Origin of the sequence: Phenylobacterium sp., assembly GCF_036563385.1 — a bacterium.
Lineage (GTDB): Bacteria > Pseudomonadota > Alphaproteobacteria > Caulobacterales > Caulobacteraceae > Phenylobacterium.
On sequence record NZ_DATCML010000004.1, the window covers coordinates 714,616 to 733,661 of the forward strand.

Annotated in this window: 22 protein-coding genes; 11 read left to right on the forward strand and 11 right to left on the reverse strand. The window is 70.7% G+C overall.

The features are described from left to right. The first annotated feature begins 49 nt into the window (after nt 1-49). The gene (locus VIL67_RS04425; RefSeq protein WP_332047628.1) at nt 50-610 is read left to right on the forward strand and encodes a hypothetical protein; all 561 of its coding nucleotides are present in this window, start codon (nt 50-52) and stop codon (nt 608-610) included. On the opposite strand, the gene ubiB is transcribed toward VIL67_RS04425, so the two are convergent. Beyond that, nucleotides 607-2,118: a 2-polyprenylphenol 6-hydroxylase gene (ubiB, locus tag VIL67_RS04430; RefSeq protein WP_332047629.1), complete on the reverse strand. Its 1,512-nt coding sequence runs from the start codon at nt 2,116-2,118 to the stop codon at nt 607-609. The two genes, VIL67_RS04425 and ubiB, sit on opposite strands and share 4 nt — an antisense overlap. Before the next feature lie 3 nt (nt 2,119-2,121). After that, entirely contained in the window at nt 2,122-2,880 is a 759-nt protein-coding gene (locus VIL67_RS04435) for a class I SAM-dependent methyltransferase (protein WP_332047630.1), read from the reverse strand. Nucleotides 2,881-2,940: 60 nt separating this feature from the next. On the opposite strand from VIL67_RS04435, the gene mutM reads away from it, so the two are divergent. From mutM to VIL67_RS04470, 7 genes are all read left to right on the forward strand, one after another. Continuing rightward, nucleotides 2,941-3,804, forward strand: coding sequence for a bifunctional DNA-formamidopyrimidine glycosylase/DNA-(apurinic or apyrimidinic site) lyase (gene mutM / locus VIL67_RS04440; protein WP_332047631.1), 864 nt, complete (start codon nt 2,941-2,943; stop codon nt 3,802-3,804). Then, nucleotides 3,801-4,667 carry a TraB/GumN family protein gene (locus tag VIL67_RS04445; protein WP_332047632.1) on the forward strand — a complete coding sequence of 289 codons (867 nt, stop codon included), beginning with the start codon at nt 3,801-3,803 and terminating at the stop codon, nt 4,665-4,667. The genes mutM and VIL67_RS04445 overlap by 4 nt, the downstream gene beginning before the upstream one ends. A 29-nt stretch (nt 4,668-4,696) precedes the next feature. Then, complete coding sequence (locus VIL67_RS04450; protein ID WP_332047633.1) at nt 4,697-5,473, forward strand: enoyl-CoA hydratase; 777 nt, start codon at nt 4,697-4,699, stop codon at nt 5,471-5,473. A gap of 4 nt (nt 5,474-5,477) precedes the next feature. Beyond that, complete coding sequence (locus VIL67_RS04455) at nt 5,478-6,056, forward strand: GDSL-type esterase/lipase family protein (RefSeq protein ID WP_332047634.1); 579 nt, start codon at nt 5,478-5,480, stop codon at nt 6,054-6,056. Nucleotides 6,057-6,165: 109 nt separating this feature from the next. Further along, on the forward strand, nt 6,166-6,438 hold the full coding sequence (rpsT, locus tag VIL67_RS04460) for a 30S ribosomal protein S20 (RefSeq protein WP_332047635.1): 273 nt from the start codon (nt 6,166-6,168) through the stop codon (nt 6,436-6,438). A gap of 401 nt (nt 6,439-6,839) precedes the next feature. Further along, nucleotides 6,840-8,288, forward strand: coding sequence for a chromosomal replication initiator protein DnaA (gene dnaA, locus VIL67_RS04465; RefSeq protein WP_332047636.1), 1,449 nt, complete (start codon nt 6,840-6,842; stop codon nt 8,286-8,288). Between the two features lie 152 nt (nt 8,289-8,440). Further along, complete coding sequence (locus tag VIL67_RS04470) at nt 8,441-9,163, forward strand: DUF6683 family protein (protein WP_332047637.1); 723 nt, start codon at nt 8,441-8,443, stop codon at nt 9,161-9,163. Here the strand turns inward: VIL67_RS04470 and VIL67_RS04475 are convergent. Then, entirely contained in the window at nt 9,153-9,404 is a 252-nt protein-coding gene (locus VIL67_RS04475) for a hypothetical protein (RefSeq protein ID WP_332047638.1), read from the reverse strand. The genes VIL67_RS04470 and VIL67_RS04475 overlap by 11 nt on opposite strands. Nucleotides 9,405-9,567: 163 nt before the next feature. Here VIL67_RS04475 and VIL67_RS04480 point away from each other — a divergent pair, with 163 nt between their 5' ends. After that, the gene (locus VIL67_RS04480; RefSeq protein ID WP_332047639.1) at nt 9,568-10,026 is read left to right on the forward strand and encodes a GNAT family N-acetyltransferase; all 459 of its coding nucleotides are present in this window, start codon (nt 9,568-9,570) and stop codon (nt 10,024-10,026) included. Between the two features lie 35 nt (nt 10,027-10,061). Here the strand turns inward: VIL67_RS04480 and VIL67_RS04485 are convergent, their stop codons facing one another. The 4 genes from VIL67_RS04485 to VIL67_RS04500 all read right to left on the reverse strand — a co-directional run bounded on the left by VIL67_RS04485 (nt 10,062) and on the right by VIL67_RS04500 (nt 12,425). Beyond that, nucleotides 10,062-10,418, reverse strand: a complete 357-nt coding sequence (locus VIL67_RS04485) for a hypothetical protein (protein WP_332047640.1) — start codon at nt 10,416-10,418, stop codon at nt 10,062-10,064. Next, nucleotides 10,415-10,948, reverse strand: a complete 534-nt coding sequence (locus VIL67_RS04490; protein WP_332047641.1) for a DUF4199 domain-containing protein — start codon at nt 10,946-10,948, stop codon at nt 10,415-10,417. The genes VIL67_RS04485 and VIL67_RS04490 overlap by 4 nt, the downstream gene beginning before the upstream one ends. 109 nt (nt 10,949-11,057) lie before the next feature. Further along, a complete protein-coding gene (locus VIL67_RS04495) occupies nt 11,058-11,471 on the reverse strand; it encodes a response regulator transcription factor (protein WP_332047642.1) in 414 nt (137 codons plus the stop codon). 72 nt (nt 11,472-11,543) lie between these two features. Then, a complete protein-coding gene (locus VIL67_RS04500) occupies nt 11,544-12,425 on the reverse strand; it encodes a LysR substrate-binding domain-containing protein (RefSeq protein WP_332047643.1) in 882 nt (293 codons plus the stop codon). A 97-nt stretch (nt 12,426-12,522) separates the two neighbouring features. Here VIL67_RS04500 and VIL67_RS04505 point away from each other — a divergent pair, with 97 nt between their 5' ends. Next, a complete protein-coding gene (locus tag VIL67_RS04505; protein WP_332047644.1) occupies nt 12,523-13,134 on the forward strand; it encodes a pyridoxamine 5'-phosphate oxidase family protein in 612 nt (203 codons plus the stop codon). A gap of 86 nt (nt 13,135-13,220) precedes the next feature. On the opposite strand, the gene pnp is transcribed toward VIL67_RS04505, so the two are convergent. The 4 genes from pnp to rbfA form a co-directional block, all read right to left on the reverse strand. Further along, entirely contained in the window at nt 13,221-15,365 is a 2,145-nt protein-coding gene (gene pnp, locus VIL67_RS04510) for a polyribonucleotide nucleotidyltransferase (RefSeq protein WP_332047645.1), read from the reverse strand. 247 nt (nt 15,366-15,612) lie between these two features. Beyond that, nucleotides 15,613-15,882, reverse strand: coding sequence for a 30S ribosomal protein S15 (gene rpsO / locus VIL67_RS04515; protein ID WP_332047646.1), 270 nt, complete (start codon nt 15,880-15,882; stop codon nt 15,613-15,615). A gap of 3 nt (nt 15,883-15,885) precedes the next feature. Next, the gene (gene truB / locus VIL67_RS04520) at nt 15,886-16,830 is read right to left on the reverse strand and encodes a tRNA pseudouridine(55) synthase TruB (RefSeq protein ID WP_332047647.1); all 945 of its coding nucleotides are present in this window, start codon (nt 16,828-16,830) and stop codon (nt 15,886-15,888) included. Continuing rightward, on the reverse strand, nt 16,830-17,267 hold the full coding sequence (gene rbfA / locus VIL67_RS04525; protein WP_332047648.1) for a 30S ribosome-binding factor RbfA: 438 nt from the start codon (nt 17,265-17,267) through the stop codon (nt 16,830-16,832). Before rbfA ends, truB begins: the two co-directional genes overlap by 1 nt. A gap of 109 nt (nt 17,268-17,376) precedes the next feature. Between rbfA and VIL67_RS04530 the strand changes: the two genes are divergently transcribed. Continuing rightward, a complete protein-coding gene (locus tag VIL67_RS04530) occupies nt 17,377-19,044 on the forward strand; it encodes a c-type cytochrome (protein WP_332047649.1) in 1,668 nt (555 codons plus the stop codon). The last annotated feature ends 2 nt before the right edge of the window (nt 19,045-19,046 follow it).

The window sequence follows — 19,046 nt, forward strand, 5'->3', positions numbered from 1 at the left end:
ACCTGTGTTCTTTCTTTGTTCCAGCTGAGCCTTTCGAGGAGGACGAAGAATGGCCGGGTTGAAGTGGGCGCTGACGCCGGCGCTTGGGATGACCGCGGTGCTGGCCCTGCTGGCGGCGTGCGACAACGGCCCCTCGGCCGTGGCCGACCACCCCCAGGCCGCCGGGACCCAGATGGCGCAAAACGCCGGGTCAGTTGCGCCGTCGGAGCGCACAGATGGCGGAGTCGCGCGCCGTGAACAGTCGGCGAAGCTGGTGGACGGCAAGCCCATGTGGTCCGCCAGCCGCCGCTACACCGCCGAGGAGAACGCCCGGCGCGCCTTCGAGCGCAACGGCGAGGCCTTCGGGGCCCGCTCCCTCGACCAGTTCGTGGAGAAGGCCCACGCCTTCGTGGACCACCCGCCGGCCGGCGCCCAGACCCTGAAGCGGGCCAACGGCGACATCCTGATCTACGACCCCAAGGGCAACGTCTTCGCGGTCGCCAACAAGGACGGCGCGCCGCGGACGATGTTCAAGCCCGACGAGGGCCTGGCCTACTGGGAGGAGCAGAAGTCCCGCGAAGCCCGCCGCACCGCCAGCCGCGACCGCCGCGCCGCCGACGACGAGGCCTAGCGCAGCGCCAGGCCGCCGAGGAAGGCCGCGCCTGAGGCCAGCGCCCCCAGGGCGAACCACAGGAGCCGCCCGCCGTCGCCGCGCTGCTCGACCACCGCCACCGCGCTCGGGACCGGCGGGTTCTCGGCCAGCCGGGCCAGGTTGCGCACCGCCAGCTCCGCCTCCCCCATCAGCCGCTTCGCGCGGGTGGCGGGGGAGAGCTCGCGGGCCATGAAGCGGCGGACCACCGGCTCGGCCGCGGCCCAGATGTCGTGGTCGGGGTCGATCCGCCGGGCGACGCCCTCGACGGTCATCATGGTCTTCTGCAGCAGGACCAGCTCGGGCCGCAGCCGCATCTCGAAGAGGGCGGTGATCTCGAAGAGCTGGGTCAGCACCCGGCTCATGGGCACGTCGGCCGCCGCCCGCCCGAAGATCGGCTCGCCCACCGCCCGCAGCGCCTGGGCGAAGGCCGCGACGCTGTGGTGGGCGGGCACATAGCCGGCGTCGAAGTGCACCCGGGCCACCTGGTCGTAGTCGCGCTGGAGGAAGCCCCACAGGATCTGCGCCAGGTAGCGCCGCTCCGGGGCCCCAAGCCGGCCGATGATCCCGTAGTCCACCGCGGTCAGCTGGCCGGGGGCGGCGGCGAACAGATTGCCCTCGTGGAGGTCGGCGTGGAACACCCCGTGGTCCAGGGCCTGGGCGAGGAACGCCCGGATCAGGTTGTCGGCCAGGAGCTTGCGGTCGAGGTCCGGCTGGGTCAGGGCGCCCGCCTCCGACAGCGGCCAGCCCGGGGCCCACTCCAGGGTCAGAACCCGCTTGCCCACGCCCTCCCAGATCACCGCCGGGGCGCGCATGTAGCCATCCTTGGCCATCACCTCGCCCAGCTCGTCCGCGCCGGCGGCCTCCAGCCGCAGGTCCAGCTCCAGCTCGGTGGCCCGGATCACCGTCGCGGCGAAGCCCCGCGGCTCGAGGCGCCGCGCGGGCGGGACCCACCGGTCCACCAGCCGCGCCGCCAGCGCCAGCACCTCGGCGTCCTCGTAGATCCGCCGGGCGATGCCGGGCCGCAGCACCTTCACCGCGACGCGCCGGCCGTCCAGCAGAACCGCCTCGTGGGCCTGGGCCAGCGAGGCGGCGGCCACGGCGTGCCCGAAGCTGGCGAACAGGGTCTCGATCGGCCGGCCGAGCGCATACTCCACTTCGGCCCGGGCGAGGTCGGTGGGGAAGGGCGGCAGCCGGTCCTTGAGGCGCGAGAGGTCCTCGGCGAACTCCCGGCCAAAGATGTCGGCGCGGGTGGAGAGCAGCTGGCCCAGCTTGATCGCGACGGGCCCCAGCCGCTCCAGCGAGCGCGCCAGCCGCTCGCCCGGTCGGCCCTGCCGCGCCGCGCGGCCGGCGAACAGCCGCAGCACCCTCGACAGGGTGCGGACGCTGCCGCCGTACAGCAGGTCGAGTTCGCGCGGCAGCAGGGCGTCGTTGCGCACCAGCATCCAGGCCGCACCGATCAGCCGCCCGAAGGCCGCGGGTCCGCTCATCGGCTAGATCGCCCGGCCCGTGTGCAGGGCCGCCACCCCGCCGGTGAAGTTGGTGTACTCCACGCGGCTGAAGCCGGCGTCGCCGATCATGGCCGCGAAGCGCTTCTGGTCGGGGAAGCGCCGGATGCTCTCCACCAGGTACTGGTAGGAGGCGCGATCCTTGGCCACCAGTTCGCCGATCCCGGGGATCACCTTGAAGGAGTAGGCGTCGTAGGCCTTCCGCAGGGCCTCGGTCACCGGCCGTGAGAACTCGAGGCAGAGGAAGCGCCCGCCGGGCTTCAGCACCCGCCGCGCCTCGCGAAGCGCCTGCGAGACGTCGGTCACGTTGCGGATGCCAAAGGAGATCACATAGGCGTCGGCTGAGCGGTCCGGCAGCGGCAGCCGCTGGGCGTCGCCCACGGCCCAGGCGATCTCCGGCTCGAAACCGCGTTCGCGCCCCGCGGCGATCATCTCGGCGTTGTAGTCGATGACGAAGACCTTCGCGTCCGCGCCTCCGCGCCGCTCCTGGGCCCGCCGGGCCATGCGGGCGAAGCGCCGCGCCATGTCGCCGGTGCCGCCCGCGCAGTCGACGATGACCTCGCCCGGCTGCGGATTGAGCCGGGCGGCGGTCGCGTCCTTCCACAGCCGGTGGACGCCGCCGCTCATCAGGTCGTTCATCAGGTCGTAGCGGCGAGCCACGCGGTCGAACACGCCCCGGACGAGGCCCGGCTTGGCGCTGGGGTCGACGTCCTTGAAGCCGAAGGTGGCGGAGGGTCCGGTCATGGCCTGCCTCTTAGCGTCCAAGCCCTTGGCGCGCCATCCCGCCCGTGCCAAGCCTGCGCCATGCCTGAACTTCCCGAGGTCGAGACGGTGCGCGGCGGGCTGGCGCCGGTGCTCGAGGGCCAGCGTCTCGCCCGTGTGGAGGCCCGACGCCCCGACCTGCGCTTCCCCCTCCCTGAGAACTTCGTCCAGCAGCTCACCGGCGCGACCATCGTGAGCCTGCGCCGGCGGGCCAAGTACCTGATGGCCACGCTCGACCGCGAGGACACCCTGGTTATGCACCTGGGCATGAGCGGCCGCTTCGAGATCGCGCGGCCAGAGGGCGCGGTGCGGCCCGGCGAGTTCCACTACGCGGTCGACCCGGATCCCAAGCACGCCCACATCGTCTTCGAGACGGAGGGCGGAGACCGCGTCACCTATTACGATCCCCGACGCTTCGGCTACATGGGCCTGGTCAACACCGCCCTGCTGGACGTCCATCCCTGGTTTGCGGGGCTCGGCCCGGAGCCCCTGTCGGACGCCTTCGACGCCGCCCACCTGAAGGCCGCCTTCGCCGGGCGCAAGCAGGGGCCAAAGACCCTGCTGCTCGACCAGCGGATCGTGGCCGGCCTGGGCAACATCTACGTCTGCGAGGCGCTGCACCGCTCCCGGATTTCGCCGTTCAAGCCCGCCGGACGCGTCTCGCGGCCGCGGCTGGAGACCCTGGTGGCGGCGGTGAAGGCGGTGCTCGCCGAAGCCATCGAGGCGGGCGGATCCTCGCTGAAGGACTTCGCCAGCACCGACGGCGCGCTCGGCTACTTCCAGCACCGCTTCCGGGTTTACGACCGGGAGGGCCGCCCCTGTCCCAACGAAGGCTGCGCCGGCGTGGTTCAACGTCAGGTTCAGGCCGGCCGCTCCACCTTTTACTGCCCGGTCTGCCAGCGGTGAGGCGGCTCGCCGGGTTCGCGCTCGCCGTCGCCACGAGCGTCGCGGCGGGCTGCGTGGAGGCGAAGCCGCCGGTCTGGGTGGTTCGAGACGGCGACTCCGAGATGGTGCTGTTCGGGTCGATTCACGTCCTGCCGCCCGGCGTGGACTGGCGGTCCAAGGCGTTGATGCGCGCGGTGAAGCGGGCCCAAGATGTCTGGTTCGAGCTGCCGGTTGATCCCGCCGTGGCGGACGAGAGTTCGCGTCTCGCGCTGCGTTCGGGCCTGCTGCCGCAAGGCCAGAGCCTTTCGAAGCTGCTGGCGCCCGACGACGCCCGGCGCATGGCGAAGGTGGCGATCGACTACGGCGTCGACCCCGCCATGCTCGAGGCCTTTCAGCCGTGGCTGGCCGAGCAGGCGCTGGCAGGCGCCGTCTACCGGCGCGCCGGCGCGTCGGATGATCACGGCGTGGAGGAAACCCTCTCGGCCGCCGCCCCGCGCCGGGCGGCGCGGCGCGCCTTCGAGACGGCCGCCGAGCAGATCGGCTTCTTCGCCCAGGCTCCCCGGGCGGAGCAGGTCGCCTCGTTGAACCAGACGGTGCGCGACATGGAAGGGGCGCCCGACGAGTTCGCCCTGCTGGTCCAAGCCTGGATCGCCGGCGACTTGGCCGCCATCGACCGGCTGGCGCTGGACCCCCTCGAGGCCGCCGCTCCCACCCTGTTCCGTCGCCTGGTCGTCGAGCGCAACACACGCTGGGCCGCGGCCCTCGACCAGCGCCTGAAGGGGCGAGGCCGCACCGTGGTGGTTGTCGGGATCGGACATCTGGTTGGTCCCGAGGGCCTGCCGGCGCGGCTGCGGGCGCTTGGCTATTCGGTGAAGGGGCCTTAAGCGCGGAGCCGGACCGGAGGAGACCTGCGATGAGCTACGAGACCCTGATCGTCGAGACCAAGGACGGCGTGAGCCTCGTCCGCCTGAACCGGCCTGAGGCGCTGAACGCGCTGAACTCCGTCCTGCTGGGCGAGCTGGCCCGCGCGCTCGACGCCGCGGAGGCGGACGAGGCTGTCCGCTGCGTGGTGATCACCGGCTCAGAGCGCGCCTTCGCGGCCGGCGCGGACATCAAGGAGATGAGCGACAAGTCCTATGCGGAGATGTTCAGCCAGAACTTCTTCGCGGCCGCCACGCGCCGGATCGAGACGTTCCGGAAGCCGATCGTCGCCGCAGTGGCCGGCTACGCCCTGGGCGGCGGCTGCGAGCTCGCCATGCTCTGCGACTTCATCATCGCCGCCGATACGGCCAAGTTCGGTCAGCCGGAGATCAACCTGGGCGTCGTGCCCGGCATCGGCGGCACCCAGCGCCTGACCCGCTTCGTGGGCAAGTCCAAGGCCATGGACATGATCCTGACGGCCCGCATGATGGACGCCGCCGAGGCCGAACGCGCCGGCCTGGTCAGCCGGGTGGTCCCTGCCGACAAGCTGGTGGAGGAGGCCATGGCCGCCGCGGCCAAGATCGCGTCGCAGTCGCCGCTGGCGGTGGCCATGGCGAAGGAACTGGTCGACGCCGCCTACGAAACGACGCTCACGGCCGGCGTGGCCCTCGAGCGTCGGCTGTTCCACTCCCTGTTCGCCTTCGAGGACCAGAAGGAGGGCATGGCCGCCTTCGTCGAGAAGCGGAAGCCGAACTTCACGGGGCGCTGAGCGCATGCGGCTGCTGGCGTTCGGCGACAGCTTCGTCCTCGGCCAGGGGGATCCGGACCACCTGGGCTGGATCGGCCGCGCGGTGCGGGCGCGGCCTGAGGTGACGCTCTACAACCTCGGAATCCGCGGCGAGACGAGCGTGGAGGTGGCCCGGCGCTGGCGGGCGGAAGCCGCGCCACGGTTGCGGGCGGGCGAGAGCGGGATCCTGTTCTCGTTCGGGGCGAACGACTGCCAGCTGGAGGGCGGCGCCCCGCGGGTCCCCACCGCCGAGACCCTGCTGGCGGCGCGGCAGGCGCTCACCGAGGCTCGCCAGCTGGCGCCCATCCTGATGGTGGGCCCGCCGCCCATGCCGGACCCGGGAGTGGCGGCCCGGCTAGAGACGCTCAACGAGCACCTCAAGACCCTCGGCGGCCGGATCCAGGCGCCCTTCATTGACGTCTTCCGGCCGCTGTTCGCCGACGGCCTGTGGAACCGCGAGGCGGAAATGCTGGACGGCGCCCACCCGGGCGCCGGCGGCTACCAGCGGATGGCGGACCTCGTCGCCGCCCATCCCGCGTGGCGCGCCTTCCTCGACGGAGGCTAGATTCCTCCGCGTCGGCATTGACCGCGGAGGCCCGCTTGCGTATATCCGCGCCTCCAATTTGCCCGCCCGGCTGCCGGCCGGGTGCGATCCGTATTGAAGAGCATTCAGAATGGCCAACACGCCCGGCGCCAAGAAGGCGGTCCGCAAGATCGCCCGCCGCACCGAAGTCAACAAGGCTCGCCGCTCGCGCGTGCGCACCTACCTGCGCAAGTTCGAAGAGGCCGTGACCTCGGGCGATGCGACCGCCGCCAAGGACGCCTTCGTCCAGGCGCAGTCCGAGCTGATGCGCGCCGTCACCAAGGGCGTGGTCCACAAGAACACCGGCTCGCGGAAGGTCTCGCGCCTGGCCGCCCAGCTGAAGAAGCTGTCGGCCTCGGCCTGACGCTTTCGCTGAGGGCCGAGAGGCCCTTAGCAGACCCATCTTTCCGATCGGGATATGACCAGCAGCGCTCGTTTCGGGCGCTGCTTTTTCATGCCCAATTATTCGTCGGGTATGCGACTCCTGCGGCAGATTTGCGCACGGCTTGGCCGTCAAAAACGGGTTTCCCTAGGCCCTTCAGCGGGTCCCCGGGAGTCAACGAAAATATCGCTTTCGGGGGCGAAGAATCGGCGTTGACCCCCCGGTGCCCCCGACTAATCTCAATCTCCTTACAGGCGTCTTCCACTTGATCTCGGTTTCAACGAGACGCCGGCGGGGCACATGTGTTCGCCGGGTAAGACCTTGTGCGTGTTGAAGAAATGGGCCGGCCAAGGCGTGGGGCCTGGGCCGAGAGGGCGGGGTAAATGAGGATGATGAGCGGGGGGGCTGCGGGAGCTATGGCTGAAGCGCCGGTCGGTGCCGTCTGGTTGAAGACCTGCCAGGTTCTCAAGCGCGAACTCGGTGAAGCGACCTTTGGTTCGTGGCTGGGCCAAGCCGCCCTCCGCGAGACCGGGGACGAGGTCTATCTCGTCGCCGCCACGGGCGTGGCGCGGGATTGGATCCGCCGTCATGCTTGGCGCCGCATCGGCGAGCTGTGGGCGCAGAACGATCCGCTGGGCCGCCGCCTCGACCTCAAGTCGCGCATGGAGGTGGAGTCCGCCGGCGCCGTCGCTCCCCCGCCAGCGGCCCCTCCGGTGGCGGCGAACGCCCCCGTCGCGCCTGACGTGTTCGAGGTGGAGGCCGAGGTGCCCCCCGTCGCGGCCCGGCAGGGCCGGCTGCAGGGCCTTCAGGAGCGCTTCTCGTTCGAGAACTTCGTGCCGGGCCCGGCCAACGAATTCGCCTTCGCCGTGGCTCGCCGCGTGGCGTCCTGGGCCGACGGCCACTTCAATCCTGTGGTCTTCCATGGTCCCTATGGGTTCGGGAAGACCCACCTGCTGAACGCGCTCGCCTGGGAAGCCATGCGCAGCGACCCGAGCAAGCGCGTGGTCTATCTGACGGCCGAGCGGTTCACGACGACCTTCGTCAAGGCGCTGCAGGACCGCCAGACGCAGGCGTTCAAGGACGAGCTGCGCAACGCCGACCTGCTGCTGATCGACGACGTCCACTTCGTGGCCGGCAAGCCGACGACGCAGGAAGAGCTGTTCCACACCCTGATCGCGCTGGTGGAGGACGGGCGCCGGGTGGTGATGACGGCGGACCGCTCGCCCAACGAGCTCAGCGAGATGGAGCCGCGGCTTCGCTCGCACCTGCAGGCCGGGCTGGTCTGCGGCATCGAGCCGGCGGACCGCGCTCTGCGCATGGGGATCCTCGAGCGCAAGCTCGCCACCCTGGCGGCCCAGGGCCGGTTCGTGCCCTCCGCCCGACCCGAGGTGCTGCAGTTCCTGGCGGACCGCTTCACCGACAGCGTGCGCGAGCTGGAAGGCGCCCTGAACACCCTGGTCGCGCGGGTGGGGGCGGACGTTGCGCGCCTGACCCTGGACGAGGCCCAGTCGATCCTGCGCCCGCACCTGTCCTGCAACGAGCGCAAGGTCACGGTGGACATGATCCAGAAGACCGTCGCCGAGCACTACAATCTGAAGCAGGCCGACCTGATCAGTGAGCGGCGGGCCCGCGCCGTGGCGCGCCCGCGCCAGGTCGCCATGTGGCTGGCCAAGCAGATCACCACCCGGTCGCTGCCCGACATCGGCCGGCGCTTCGGCGGCCGCGACCACACCACCGTGCTGCACGCGGTGCGGCGCATCGAGGCCCTGAAGGGCGAGGACGCCGCCATCGCGCGCGACCTGGATGTCCTGCTGCGCAAGCTGCGCGGCTAGGCGGTCTCCAGGAGAGCCGAGGCTCGGAAGGCCCGCTGCGAGGCGGGCCTTTTCCTTTGGGTGGCCCGACGCCGTTGACGGGGCGCGAGGCGCTGTGGTCTGAAGATCGGCAGGGGCGGCTGCGGGCGGCGATCCTTCCTGAGGAGCGCGCTTTGAAACGCATCCTGGCCCTGAGCCTCACCCTCCTGGCGGCCGCGTCTGGAAGCGCCCGGGCGCAGGACGTGTGGGGCTGGAGCGTGCTCGTCCCCTCCTACACGCAGACGGACATCCTGGGCACAGCGCTGCGCGAAAGCACCGAGAGGCCGGCCGCGTCCGCCCGGCCCGTGGCGCCCAGCCCTGCCGCCAGTCCGGCGAACCTGCGCTTCGCACCCTCGCCCGAGCGCCGCCGGGCGAATTTCGCCCGCTTCCTGGCGGAACGCCGTGGGCAGGATGCGGCGTCGCTGAAGCAGGCGGAGGCGCTCCTCGCCAGGCCGGACCTGATGGCGCGGATCGACGCCGAGCTCGGGCGATACGGGCTGCGGGCCGACAATGTGGCGGACGCCTATGCGATCTGGTGGATCACGCTCTGGCAGACCGCCAACGGGCGGACGGAGGACCCGGGCGCCAAGCCCGCCCAGGCCGTCAAGGCGCAGGTGGAGCGCGCCCTGCTCGCGACGCCGGGCCTGGCCACGGCGGACGACGCGGCGAAGCAGGCCTTCGCCGAAGGCCTGCTGGTCCAGGCGATGTTCCTGGACGCGGCGCTCCAGCAGTCCAAGGCCGATCCCGCCGCGCTCCGCACTCTGGGCGCCGCCGCGCGCCGCAACGCCGGCGCGACAGGTGTGCTGGTGGATGGCGTCACCCTGTCGGACCAGGGCTTCACCACCGTCAGGGGCTGACGTCGGCCGCCGCAGGCGGCTCCCCGGCCTGGTCGGGCGTCCACACGCACGTCCCGCTGCGCCAGGCCCAGGCGCCGAGGAACTGCAGCTGGTCTCCGTGGCCCCGCGCAATGGCGATGCTCGGCTGATGGGCCGACAGCAGGTGGCGCACGTCGGCGATGGTGGTGTCGTCGTCGCGGTAATCGGTCAGCGTCGTCTGCTGCCGACCGTCCGGGCCGGTGATCACGAGCGTGTAGGTCATGTCGGGGAAACGACGGAGGGTCCGCGATCCATTCCGAGGCGCCGCCGAAAACGGGCGCCGCGAACTTGGGCGGTCATCGGCGTGAGGCGGCGCGGGCATGGCTCGGTCGTTGCCGCCGGTGACGCGCGGCGGCATGACGGCGCCCGTAGAGAGGGGGAAGCTCATGCTGCAGATCCGCGAGGACGACCTCAGCGCCCCGCCCGTGCGCGCGCTCCTGGCGCTGCACCTGGCGGGCATGCACGCCAACTCGCCGGCGGGCCATGTCTTCGCCCTCGATCTATCGGGCCTGCAGCGGCCGGAGGTCACCGTCTGGACCGCCTGGGTGGATGCGGAGGTCGCCGGTCTCGGCGCCCTGAAGGCGCTCAGCGACGGGAGGGGGGAGGTGAAGTCCATGCGCACCCACCCCGACCACCTGCGCAAGGGTGTGGCCGCCGCTATCCTGGAGCGGATCATAGACGAGGCCCGGGCGCGGGGCCTCGCCCGGCTGAGCCTCGAGACCGGCCGCGGCCCCGCCTTGGGTCCCGCGTTGGCCCTTTACCGCAAGCGCGGCTTCAGCGACGGCGGCCCGTTCGGCGAGTACGTCGCCTCCGACTTCAACCAGTTCCTCCACCTCGACCTATGACCCCTCTCTCGAGGGTCGCGGGGCCGTGCGCAGGATCAGCCTAACCCTTGCAACTCCCGCGCTCGCGCTGTGAGGGTCGAGAGCTCGTCGAACAGCGCCTCATCGGAACGGGTGAAGTTGAAGCAGGTCTTGCCCTGGCGGCGCCGGGATAGGCCCGCGGAAAGCCCGTCCAGCATCTCCGGACGGCCGTAGAGCGGCATCAGGTGATAGGCCACATAGCTGCGCTTGAGGCTCACAGTCCCGAACCAGCCCCGCTCGCCGGTGCGCGGGTCGATGTCCAGCGTCCGCACGACCAGGTCGCCGGGCTCGTCCTTCGCCACCACCAGCCCATTGGCGTGCCGCAGCATCAGCTCGCGCAGCTTCGCGTAGGTCTCCTGGAAGGCCGCGCTCATGCCCGGCTCCGAGCCGGCAGGAAGCGGCTGTTGCGCAGCAGCCCGGCGCTGACGACGGCGACCACCAGCCCGACCGGGAAGATCTCGGCGAAGGTCATCGGCAGCCGGAACAAGGGCGACTGGTACTGCCGGGCCATCTCCCGCAGCTCCGCCTCCAGCCTGCGGTAGGCTTCGCCCGAGACGCCTTCAGCGCGGCGCGCCTCCAGGGTGGCCGCCACGTACTGGTCCATGAACGCGTAGTCGGTCAGCGCCAGGTAAGCCTCCCAGACCGCCACATAGGCCAGGGAGGCGACAGCGGCGATAGCCAGGCCGACGCCCAAGGCCGGCAGGAACCGGATCACGCCGCCGCCCAGCTGGTCGCGGTACTGTTTCACCCCTAGGAGCACCGCCGAGAGGCCCAGCAGCATGATCAGGTAGCCCAGCCAGACGTCGCCGTGAGGTTCGTCGCCGCCCACGACGACGGTGGCGATGATGCCGGAGACGATGATCAGGCCGGCGATGAGCCCGTGGATGATGACGATGCGGACCATGCCGCGCCCTCCTATAGGTGATCGAGGGGGTTAGCCTCGCTGGGTCAGGGCGCAGCGCCTATCACCCGAACGGGTGAATTCGACCCGCTCAGCCGTTCGGGCGGGGAGCTCACGGGATCAGCTCCAGGTCGCGGGCGCGGCTGATGGCCTCCGTGCGCCGGCTCACCTGCAGCTTGGCGAACAGGTTGGCCAGGTGGGTCTTCACCGTGTTCGGCGACAGCCCGAGGCTGCGGCCGATCTCCTTGTTGGACTGGCCGGCGGCGAGCTTCTCCAGCACCCGCACTTCCTGCAGGGTGAGGCGCAGCGCGCGCAGCGCCGCCTCGTTGCGCGCGAACCCCGGCCCGCGGCTCCGCGCCGCCACGCGCCAGCCCAGCCACACCCCGCCGGCGGCGAATCCGGCCGCCACCAGCGCCACATAGAACTCGAGCGCCATGGACCGGCTAAGCCGCTGATAGTCGAGCCACTGGAGAGCGAAGGCGCCCAGCGCAAGAACCACGGCGTACGGCGCGACGAAGCGGACCATCCCCGATGATGCTGGCCCCGCCGCCTCGCCGTCAATCACACCGCGACCACACGCAGGGCAGCTGCAGGCCGGCTACGCCGTCGCCGCCAGGGCGCGCCGGCTCCAGGCCAGGAAGGCGTCGACCGGCCCGCGCGGCGCGGCGTCGGCCACGATCGCCGCCAGGCCGTCGGGAAAGGGTGTGAACCCGTAAGGGGCGATCAGCCGGCCTTCGGCGAGCTCCCGCGCCACGAGCCGCTTCTCCACCAGGACCACGCCCATCCCCGACAGGGCGGCCTCGATGCCGAGGTGGGTGTGAGGGAAGGCGATCGTCTCCCGGGCCGCCAGCGCCACCCCCGACGCCGCCTGCCAGACGTCCCACGCCCGCCGGGTGACCTCGTGGGTGATCAGCACCGGAGTGGTCAGCACGTCGCCGGCCGCGTCGATCGGGTGCTCCGGCCGGCAGACCGGCCCGAAGGCAACCTCGGCGATACGTTCGGCCCGCGCCTGGTCGGCGGGGCCGAAAGAGCGCCAGTCCCAGCTGATCACCAGATCCGCCCCCTCCAGGCGCAGGCGGTCGGCGCTGGTCATGGAGAGGCGCACGCGGACCTGCGGGTGTTCGCGGGAGAAGTCGGCGAGGTTCGGCGCCAGCCACCGGGTGGCGAAGGTGACGCTGCAGGCGATGTGCAGGCGCGGCGCGTGGACCTCCTGGGCCGCCTCCCGGTAGCTGGCATAGATCCGGGCGAACCCGTCCCCGAGCGCCGCGGCGAGGCGCAGGGCGGCGGGCGTCGGCGCGAGGCCGGCTCCGGCCCTTTCGAACAGGCTGGCGCCGAGGTGCGCCCGCAGGCTTCTGAGCTGCTTGCTCACGGCGCCGTGGGTGCGCCCCAGCTCCTGCGCGGCCCGCGTGACCGACCCGAGCCGCACGACCGCCTCGAAAGCGCGCAGGCTCGAGAGCGGAGGTGTATCGGAGCCGGACATGCCTGTGAGATTAGCTCACCTACTGCGGGAATACTCCTCGATTTCCTGTCGGCGCAGCTTGGGCCACCCTGCGCCGGAACTCACAGAGCGAGCCGCCATGTCCTTCATCGAAACGATCGCCGAACTCGAGGCGCTGTACGGCCCGACCAATGAGGCCTCGACCGTGAAGGTCGCCGACCATGTCACGGAGCTGTACCGGCCCTTCGTGGAGGCCTCGCCCTTCGTGGCGCTGGCGACCTGCGGTCCGGAGGGGCTGGACTGCTCACCGCGGGGCGACCAGCCCGGGTTCGTGCGCATCCAGACGCCCCGGCAGCTGGTCATGCCCGATCGCCGGGGCAACAACCGCTGCGACAGCCTGCGGAACATCGTCCGCGACCCGCGCACGGCGTTCCTCTTCCTCGTGCCCGGTTCGGGCACCTGTCTGCGGGTGAACGGGACCGCGCGCCTGTCGATCGAACCCGGCCTGCTCGACAGCCTGGCCGTGGAGGGCAAGCCGCCCCGCTGCGCCATCGTGCTCGAGACGCAGGCGGTCTACTTCCAGTGCGCTAGGGCCATCGTCCGGTCCCACCTTTGGGATCCGGCGCGCCACGTCGACCCTGCAAGCCTCCCGACACCGGGGGCGATCCTGGCGGGGATGTCCGGAGCCCGGGTGGGCGGCGAGGCCTACGACAAGGCGTGGCCTGAGCGGGCGCGCGCCACGCTCTGGTGACGGCGGGCGCAGCCTGCGCGCCCACGAAAAAGGGCGGCCGGATCGCTCCGGCCGCCCCCTTCTTGTCAGCCTCTCGGCCGCCGCGCCTAGGCGTCGGCGGCTTCCTCGGCCTTTTCGTTCTTCGACAGGTCCTCGCCGGTCTCCTGGTCGACAACCTTCATGGAGAGACGGGTCTTGCCGCGGTCGTCGAAGCCCAGGAGCTTGACCTTCACGGTCTGGCCTTCCTGCAGCACGTCCGAGACCTTGTTCACGCGCTCGCTGGAGATCTGGCTCACGTGAACAAGGCCGTCCTTGGCGCCGAAGAAGTTCACGAAGGCGCCGAAGTCGACGATCTTCACGACCTTGCCGTTGTAGATCTGGCCGACTTCCGGCTCGGACGCGATCGACTTGATCCAGTCCTTGGCCGCCTCGATCTTGGCCGCTTCCGCCGCCGCGATCTTGATCGTGCCATCCTCGCCGATGTCGATCTTGGCGCCGGTCTTCTCGACGATCTCGCGGATCACCTTGCCGCCCGAGCCGATCACTTCCCGGATCTTGTCGACCGGGATTTTGATGGTCTCGATCTTCGGCGCGAACTCGCCCAGCTCCTGGCGCGGAGCCTCCATGGCCTTGTTCATCTCGGCCAGGATGTGGTCACGGCCGCCCTTCGCCTGTTCGAGGGCCTTGCGCATGATCTCTTCGGTGATGCCGGCGATCTTGATGTCCATCTGCAGGGACGTGATGCCGTCGGCGGTGCCCGCCACCTTGAAGTCCATGTCGCCGAGGTGGTCCTCGTCGCCCAGGATGTCGGAAAGCACGGCGAAGCCGTCAGACTCCAGGATCAGGCCCATGGCGATCCCGGAGACCGGCTTCTTCAGGGGCACGCCCGCGTCCATCAGCGCCAGCGACGAGCCGCAGACCGAGGCCATCGACGACGAGCCGTTGGACTCGAAGATCTCCGACACCAGGCGGATCGTGTAGGGGAACTCTTCCGCGCTCGGCAGCATCGGGCGGATCGCCCGCCACGCCAGCTTGCCGTGGCCGACTTCACGACGGCCCGGCGCGCCCATGCGGCCGGTTTCGCCGACCGAGAAGGGCGGGAAGTTGTAGTGCAGCATGAACTTCTCGAAGTACTTGCCTTCGAGGGCGTCGATCAGCTGCTCGTCGTCGCCGGTGCCGAGCGTGGCGACCACCAGGGCCTGGGTCTCGCCGCGGGTGAACAGCGCCGAGCCGTGGGCCCGGGGCAGCACGCCCACTTCCGAGACGATCGGGCGGACCTGGTCCACCGAACGGCCGTCGATGCGCTTGCCGGTCTCCAGGATCGCGCGGCGGACGATGTCAGCCTCGAGCTCCTTGAACACGCCGCCCAGCTTGTTGGCGTCATAGCCGTCCGGGTTGGCGTCCGACTTGGCGAACTGGCTCATGGCCTTGTCCTTGGCCGCGCTCAGAGCCGCGTGGCGTTCGGACTTCTTGGTCAGCTCGTAGGCGGCCCGCAGGTCGCCGCCGATGACCGCCTTCACCTTCTCCTTGATGGCGTCGGTGTCGTCCGCCGCGAATTCGAAAGGCTCCTTGGCCGCGTGCTCGGCGAGCTCGATGATCGCGTCGATCACCGGCTGCATGCCCTTGTGGGCGAAGGTGACGCCGCCCAGGACCTGCTCTTCGGAGAGCTCCTGGATCTCGGACTCCACCATCATCACCGCGTCGTGCGTGCCCGCCACGACGAGGTCCATCTTGCTTTCCTTCATCTCGTCGAGAGTCGGGTTCAGCACGTACTCGCCGTTGACGAAGCCCACGCGGGCGGCGCCGATCGGGCCCATGAACGGGGCGCCGGAGATCACCAGGGCGGCGGAGGCGCCGACCATGGCGACGATGTCGGGATCGTTCTCGAGGTCATGGGCCAGCACGGTGGTGACCACCTGGACCTCGTTCTTGAAGCCCTTCACGAACAGCGGGCGGATCGGACGGTCGATCAGGCGGCTGGTGAGGGTTTCCTTCTGCGAGGGCGCGCCCTCGCGACGGGGGAAGCTGCCCGGGATCTTGCCCGCGGCGTAGAACTTCTCCTGATAGTTCACCGTCAGCGGGAAGAAGTCCTGGCCCGGCTTCGGGCTCTTGGCGAACACCGCGGTGGCCAGCACCATGGTCTCGCCGTAGGTGACCAGCACCGCGCCGTCGGCCTGACGGGCCATGCGGCCGGTCTCGAGCGTGAGCGTCTTGCCGCCCCACTCGATCGTCTTTCTCTTGATGTCGAACATTTTCGCTTCTTTCTCATCCCGCGGGCGTATTCCCAGGCGGGGGCGGACAGGGGCTCGGCTTTCCGAAATCCTCTCCATTCGAACAGGCGGGGTGAGGATTTCTGTCGAACCCTCGGCGTAGCGGTGGAGCGCTTGGCGCTCCGGGCGCCGCATGCGTCCCCCGGCCTGTTACGGAGGAGCGGCTTAAAGGTTTAAGACCCGCGCGCCCGGCTTTCGCAACCGGGCGGCGGGGCAACTTGGCGTGAGCCTAGCGGCGCAGGCCCAGGGTCTCGATCAGCTTCTGATAGCGAGCAGGATCGGACTTCTTCAGGTGGTCCAGGAGCGACCGGCGCGCGGACACGAGCTTCAGAAGCCCGCGGCGCGAGTGGTTGTCCTTTTTGTGGGTCTTGAAGTGTTCGGTCAGGTTCGCGATCCGCTCGGACATGATCGCCACCTGGACTTCAGCGCTGCCCGTGTCCGCTTCAGCGCGGGCGTGGGTCTTGATCACTTCTGCCTTACGTTCGGCCGTAATCGACATCGGTCAGTCTCCGCTCTTTTCAAGATGGAAGACCCGCGAGGGTTCGAGCCGGCCCGCGCGCATCTCGCAGAGCGCCACGATCGCATCGCCCGACATGGCGGAAACGGTGCGCGAGCCCGGCTTGAGCCTGGCCTTCACAGCTTCCACCTGTCGGGGAACGAGAACGATCGGTCGTCCCTGCTTAAGCCGGAAGGCGTCTTCATCGGTCACGGCCAGCACCGGGATGTCGTCCAGTGCGGTCTCGACCGGAAGCAAGGCCTCCAGCTGGCGGGCCTTATGCCCCAAATCCTCAAGCAATTCCAGCGCCACCGAAGATTGTTCGGTAAACGAGCCCACGCGCGTCCGGCGAAGCTCGCTTACATGGCCGCAGGCGCCGAGCGCTTCGGCGAGGTCCCGGACGATGGCCCGGACATAGGTGCCCTTGCCGCATTCCATCTCCAGCGTCACGTGATCGGGATCGGCGGCGTCCACGACGCGCAGGTCGTGGACCGTCACCGGGCGGGCCTTCAGCTCCACGATCTCGCCGGCGCGGGCGAGGTCGTAGGCGCGCTCCCCGTCCACTTTCACGGCCGAATAGGCGGGCGGGACCTGCTCGATCTCACCCACGAAGCGGGTCAGCACCGCCTCCACCTGGGCCAGCGTCGGGCGCACGTCCGAGCTCTCCAAGGTCTCGCCCTCCCGGTCGTAGGTGGCGGTCGTCCGCCCCCAGGCGATGGTGAAGCGGTAGGCCTTGTCGGCGTCCACGAGGAAAGGAACCGTCTTGGTCGCCTCGCCGAGCGCGATCGGCAGGATCCCGGTGGCGAGCGGGTCAAGCGTGCCCGCGTGGCCCGCCTTTTGGGCGTTGAAGATCCGGCGGATGCGGCTCACCGCATGGGTCGACGTCAGGTCGTAGGGCTTGTCCAGGCAGATCCAGCCCGAGACGGCGTCACCCTTGCGGCGGCGGCCCATCAGTCCTCGTCCTTCCAGCCGTCGGACGGCGGCTGCGGCCGCAGGTCCTGCGCCACCCGCGGATCCTCGAACAGCCGGTTCATCCGGGCCGCCTCGTTGAAGCTTTCGTCGTGCAGGAAGCGCAGGTCGGGCGTGAACTTCAGCTCGATATGGCGGCCCAGCCGGCCGCGCAGGAACTTGGCATGGCGGTTCAGGCCGGCGACCACGTCTTCGGCGTGGCCGCCGCCCAGCGGCTCCACGAAGCAGGTGGCGTGCCGCAGGTCCGGGCTCATGCGCACCTCGGTGACCGTCACCGACACGCCTTCCAGGGCGGCGTCGGTGATGTCCTCCTCGCGGAGGATCTCGACCAGGGCGTGGCGGACGAGCTCGCCCGCGCGCAGCTGGCGCTGGGTCGGCCCCTGGCCGCCCCCGCGGTTGTGATGGGATTGTCGGGACATCGTCTTCAGTCTTGCCTTTGCGCGCCTGGGACGCGGATCGGACGCGCCGCCTCAGGGAAGCGGGGGTAACTAGGGCCGGCCCGCTTGCGGCGCAAGGGCGGTTCGCGGGATGGTCGCGCGCCCGCCGGAGGGACCCGCCCTGAACAGACGCCGCCTCGCCGCTGTCGCCGCCGCCGTCGCGGGGCTCGTGCTCCTGGCCGCCGTCGGCTGGGCGTTGGTCGACCGGCAGGGCGCCTGGGACTTCGTGCGCGGCTATGCGGCCGCGCCTGCAGGAGCCAGTTCGGGCCGGGAGGACGAGGTCGCCCGCGGAGCCCGGCTGTTCGCCTGGGGCGACTTCGGCGCGCTCAACACCGACGCTATGCAGAGCGTCGCCGTGCCGTGGAAGGTGGCCTCCACGGCCCTGCTGATGGCCCACACGCCGCCCGGCGAGCCGCTCTCCGCCGGCCAGCTGCCGGCCATCCTGCAGCGCTACGGGTTCCTGCATCCCACGCGCCTGGTGGGGCTGGAAGCCACCGCGCCCGGCGACACCCTCGGGCTCGTGCGCGGGACCGCCGTCCGCCACGTGCCGCCGCTCGCCGTCGAGATCGCCAACACCGGCTGCGCGGCCTGCCACGCCGGCGTCGGCTACGACGCGCAAGGGCTGCCGAAGACGGACGAGGCCTGGCTGGGCTCCCCCAACACCTCGATCCATCTGCAGGCCTATTCGGAGGACGTGTACGCGGCGCTCCGCCAGGCCATGCGCGACGAGCCCGCCCTGCTCGCCGCGGTGCGCGAGGTCTGGCCGCAGACCACCGCACGCGAGGCGGCCACCCTGCGGGCGGTCATCCTGCCGCTGGCTCGCCGTCGCATCGCCGAGCTGGAAGCCGCCGGCCGTGGCCCACTGCCCTTCGCCAACGGCCCCCCGGGGATCACCAATGGTGTGGCCGCCCTGAAGCTGCAGACCAAGGGCCTCGCCTCGCCCGAGCTGGAGCATGGCCACACTGCGATCCCGGAGCTCGCCGACCGCACCTGGCGAAGCGCCCTGCTCTACGACGGGGCCTACGCGCCGCCGCAGGGCGCCCGCTTCCGGCCGATGCGCCCGGTCGACCTGACCTCAGGACACCGCGACCAGCTCGCCGCCATCACCACCTTCTTCACTGTGCCGACCATGGGCCAGTCGCCCGAGCGCGCCCGCGCCGCGGTCCCCGACGGGCGCGCGGTGATGGCCTTCCTCGCCACCCGCCGCCCTCAACCGTTCCCGGGCGACTTGGACGAGGCCGCCGCCGCTCGCGGCCGGCGCGTCTACGATGCAGGGTGCGCCGCCTGCCACGGGACCTACGACGCCGCTCCCCGGCCGCGGCTGACCGGCTTTCCCAACTGGTGCGGCGACGTGGGCACGGACCGCGCCCGGCTCGACGCCATGTCCCCCGACCTGGTTCGCCGTATCAAGGCCTCCGTCTATTCCGGCCTCCTGTCTGCGGCGCACACCGCCTGCTACGCGGCCCCGCCGCTCACCGGCCTGTGGTCCAGCGCGCCCTACCTGCACAACGGCTCGGTGCCGACCCTGACCCAGCTGTTTGGCTTGGAGCCGCGCGCCACGCGGTTCACCGTTGGCGGCCACGCCCTGGACCTCCAGCGGGTGGGGATCAGCTATCCGCAGGGCTACCGCCCCTGGTCTGCGCCCGGCGAGATCGACACGGCGAAGCCCGGCTTCGGCAATGTGGGGCATGAGCGCGAGTTCGCAGGCCTCACGCCTGCCCAGAAGCGCGACCTGCTGGAATTCCTGAAGACCCTCTGAGG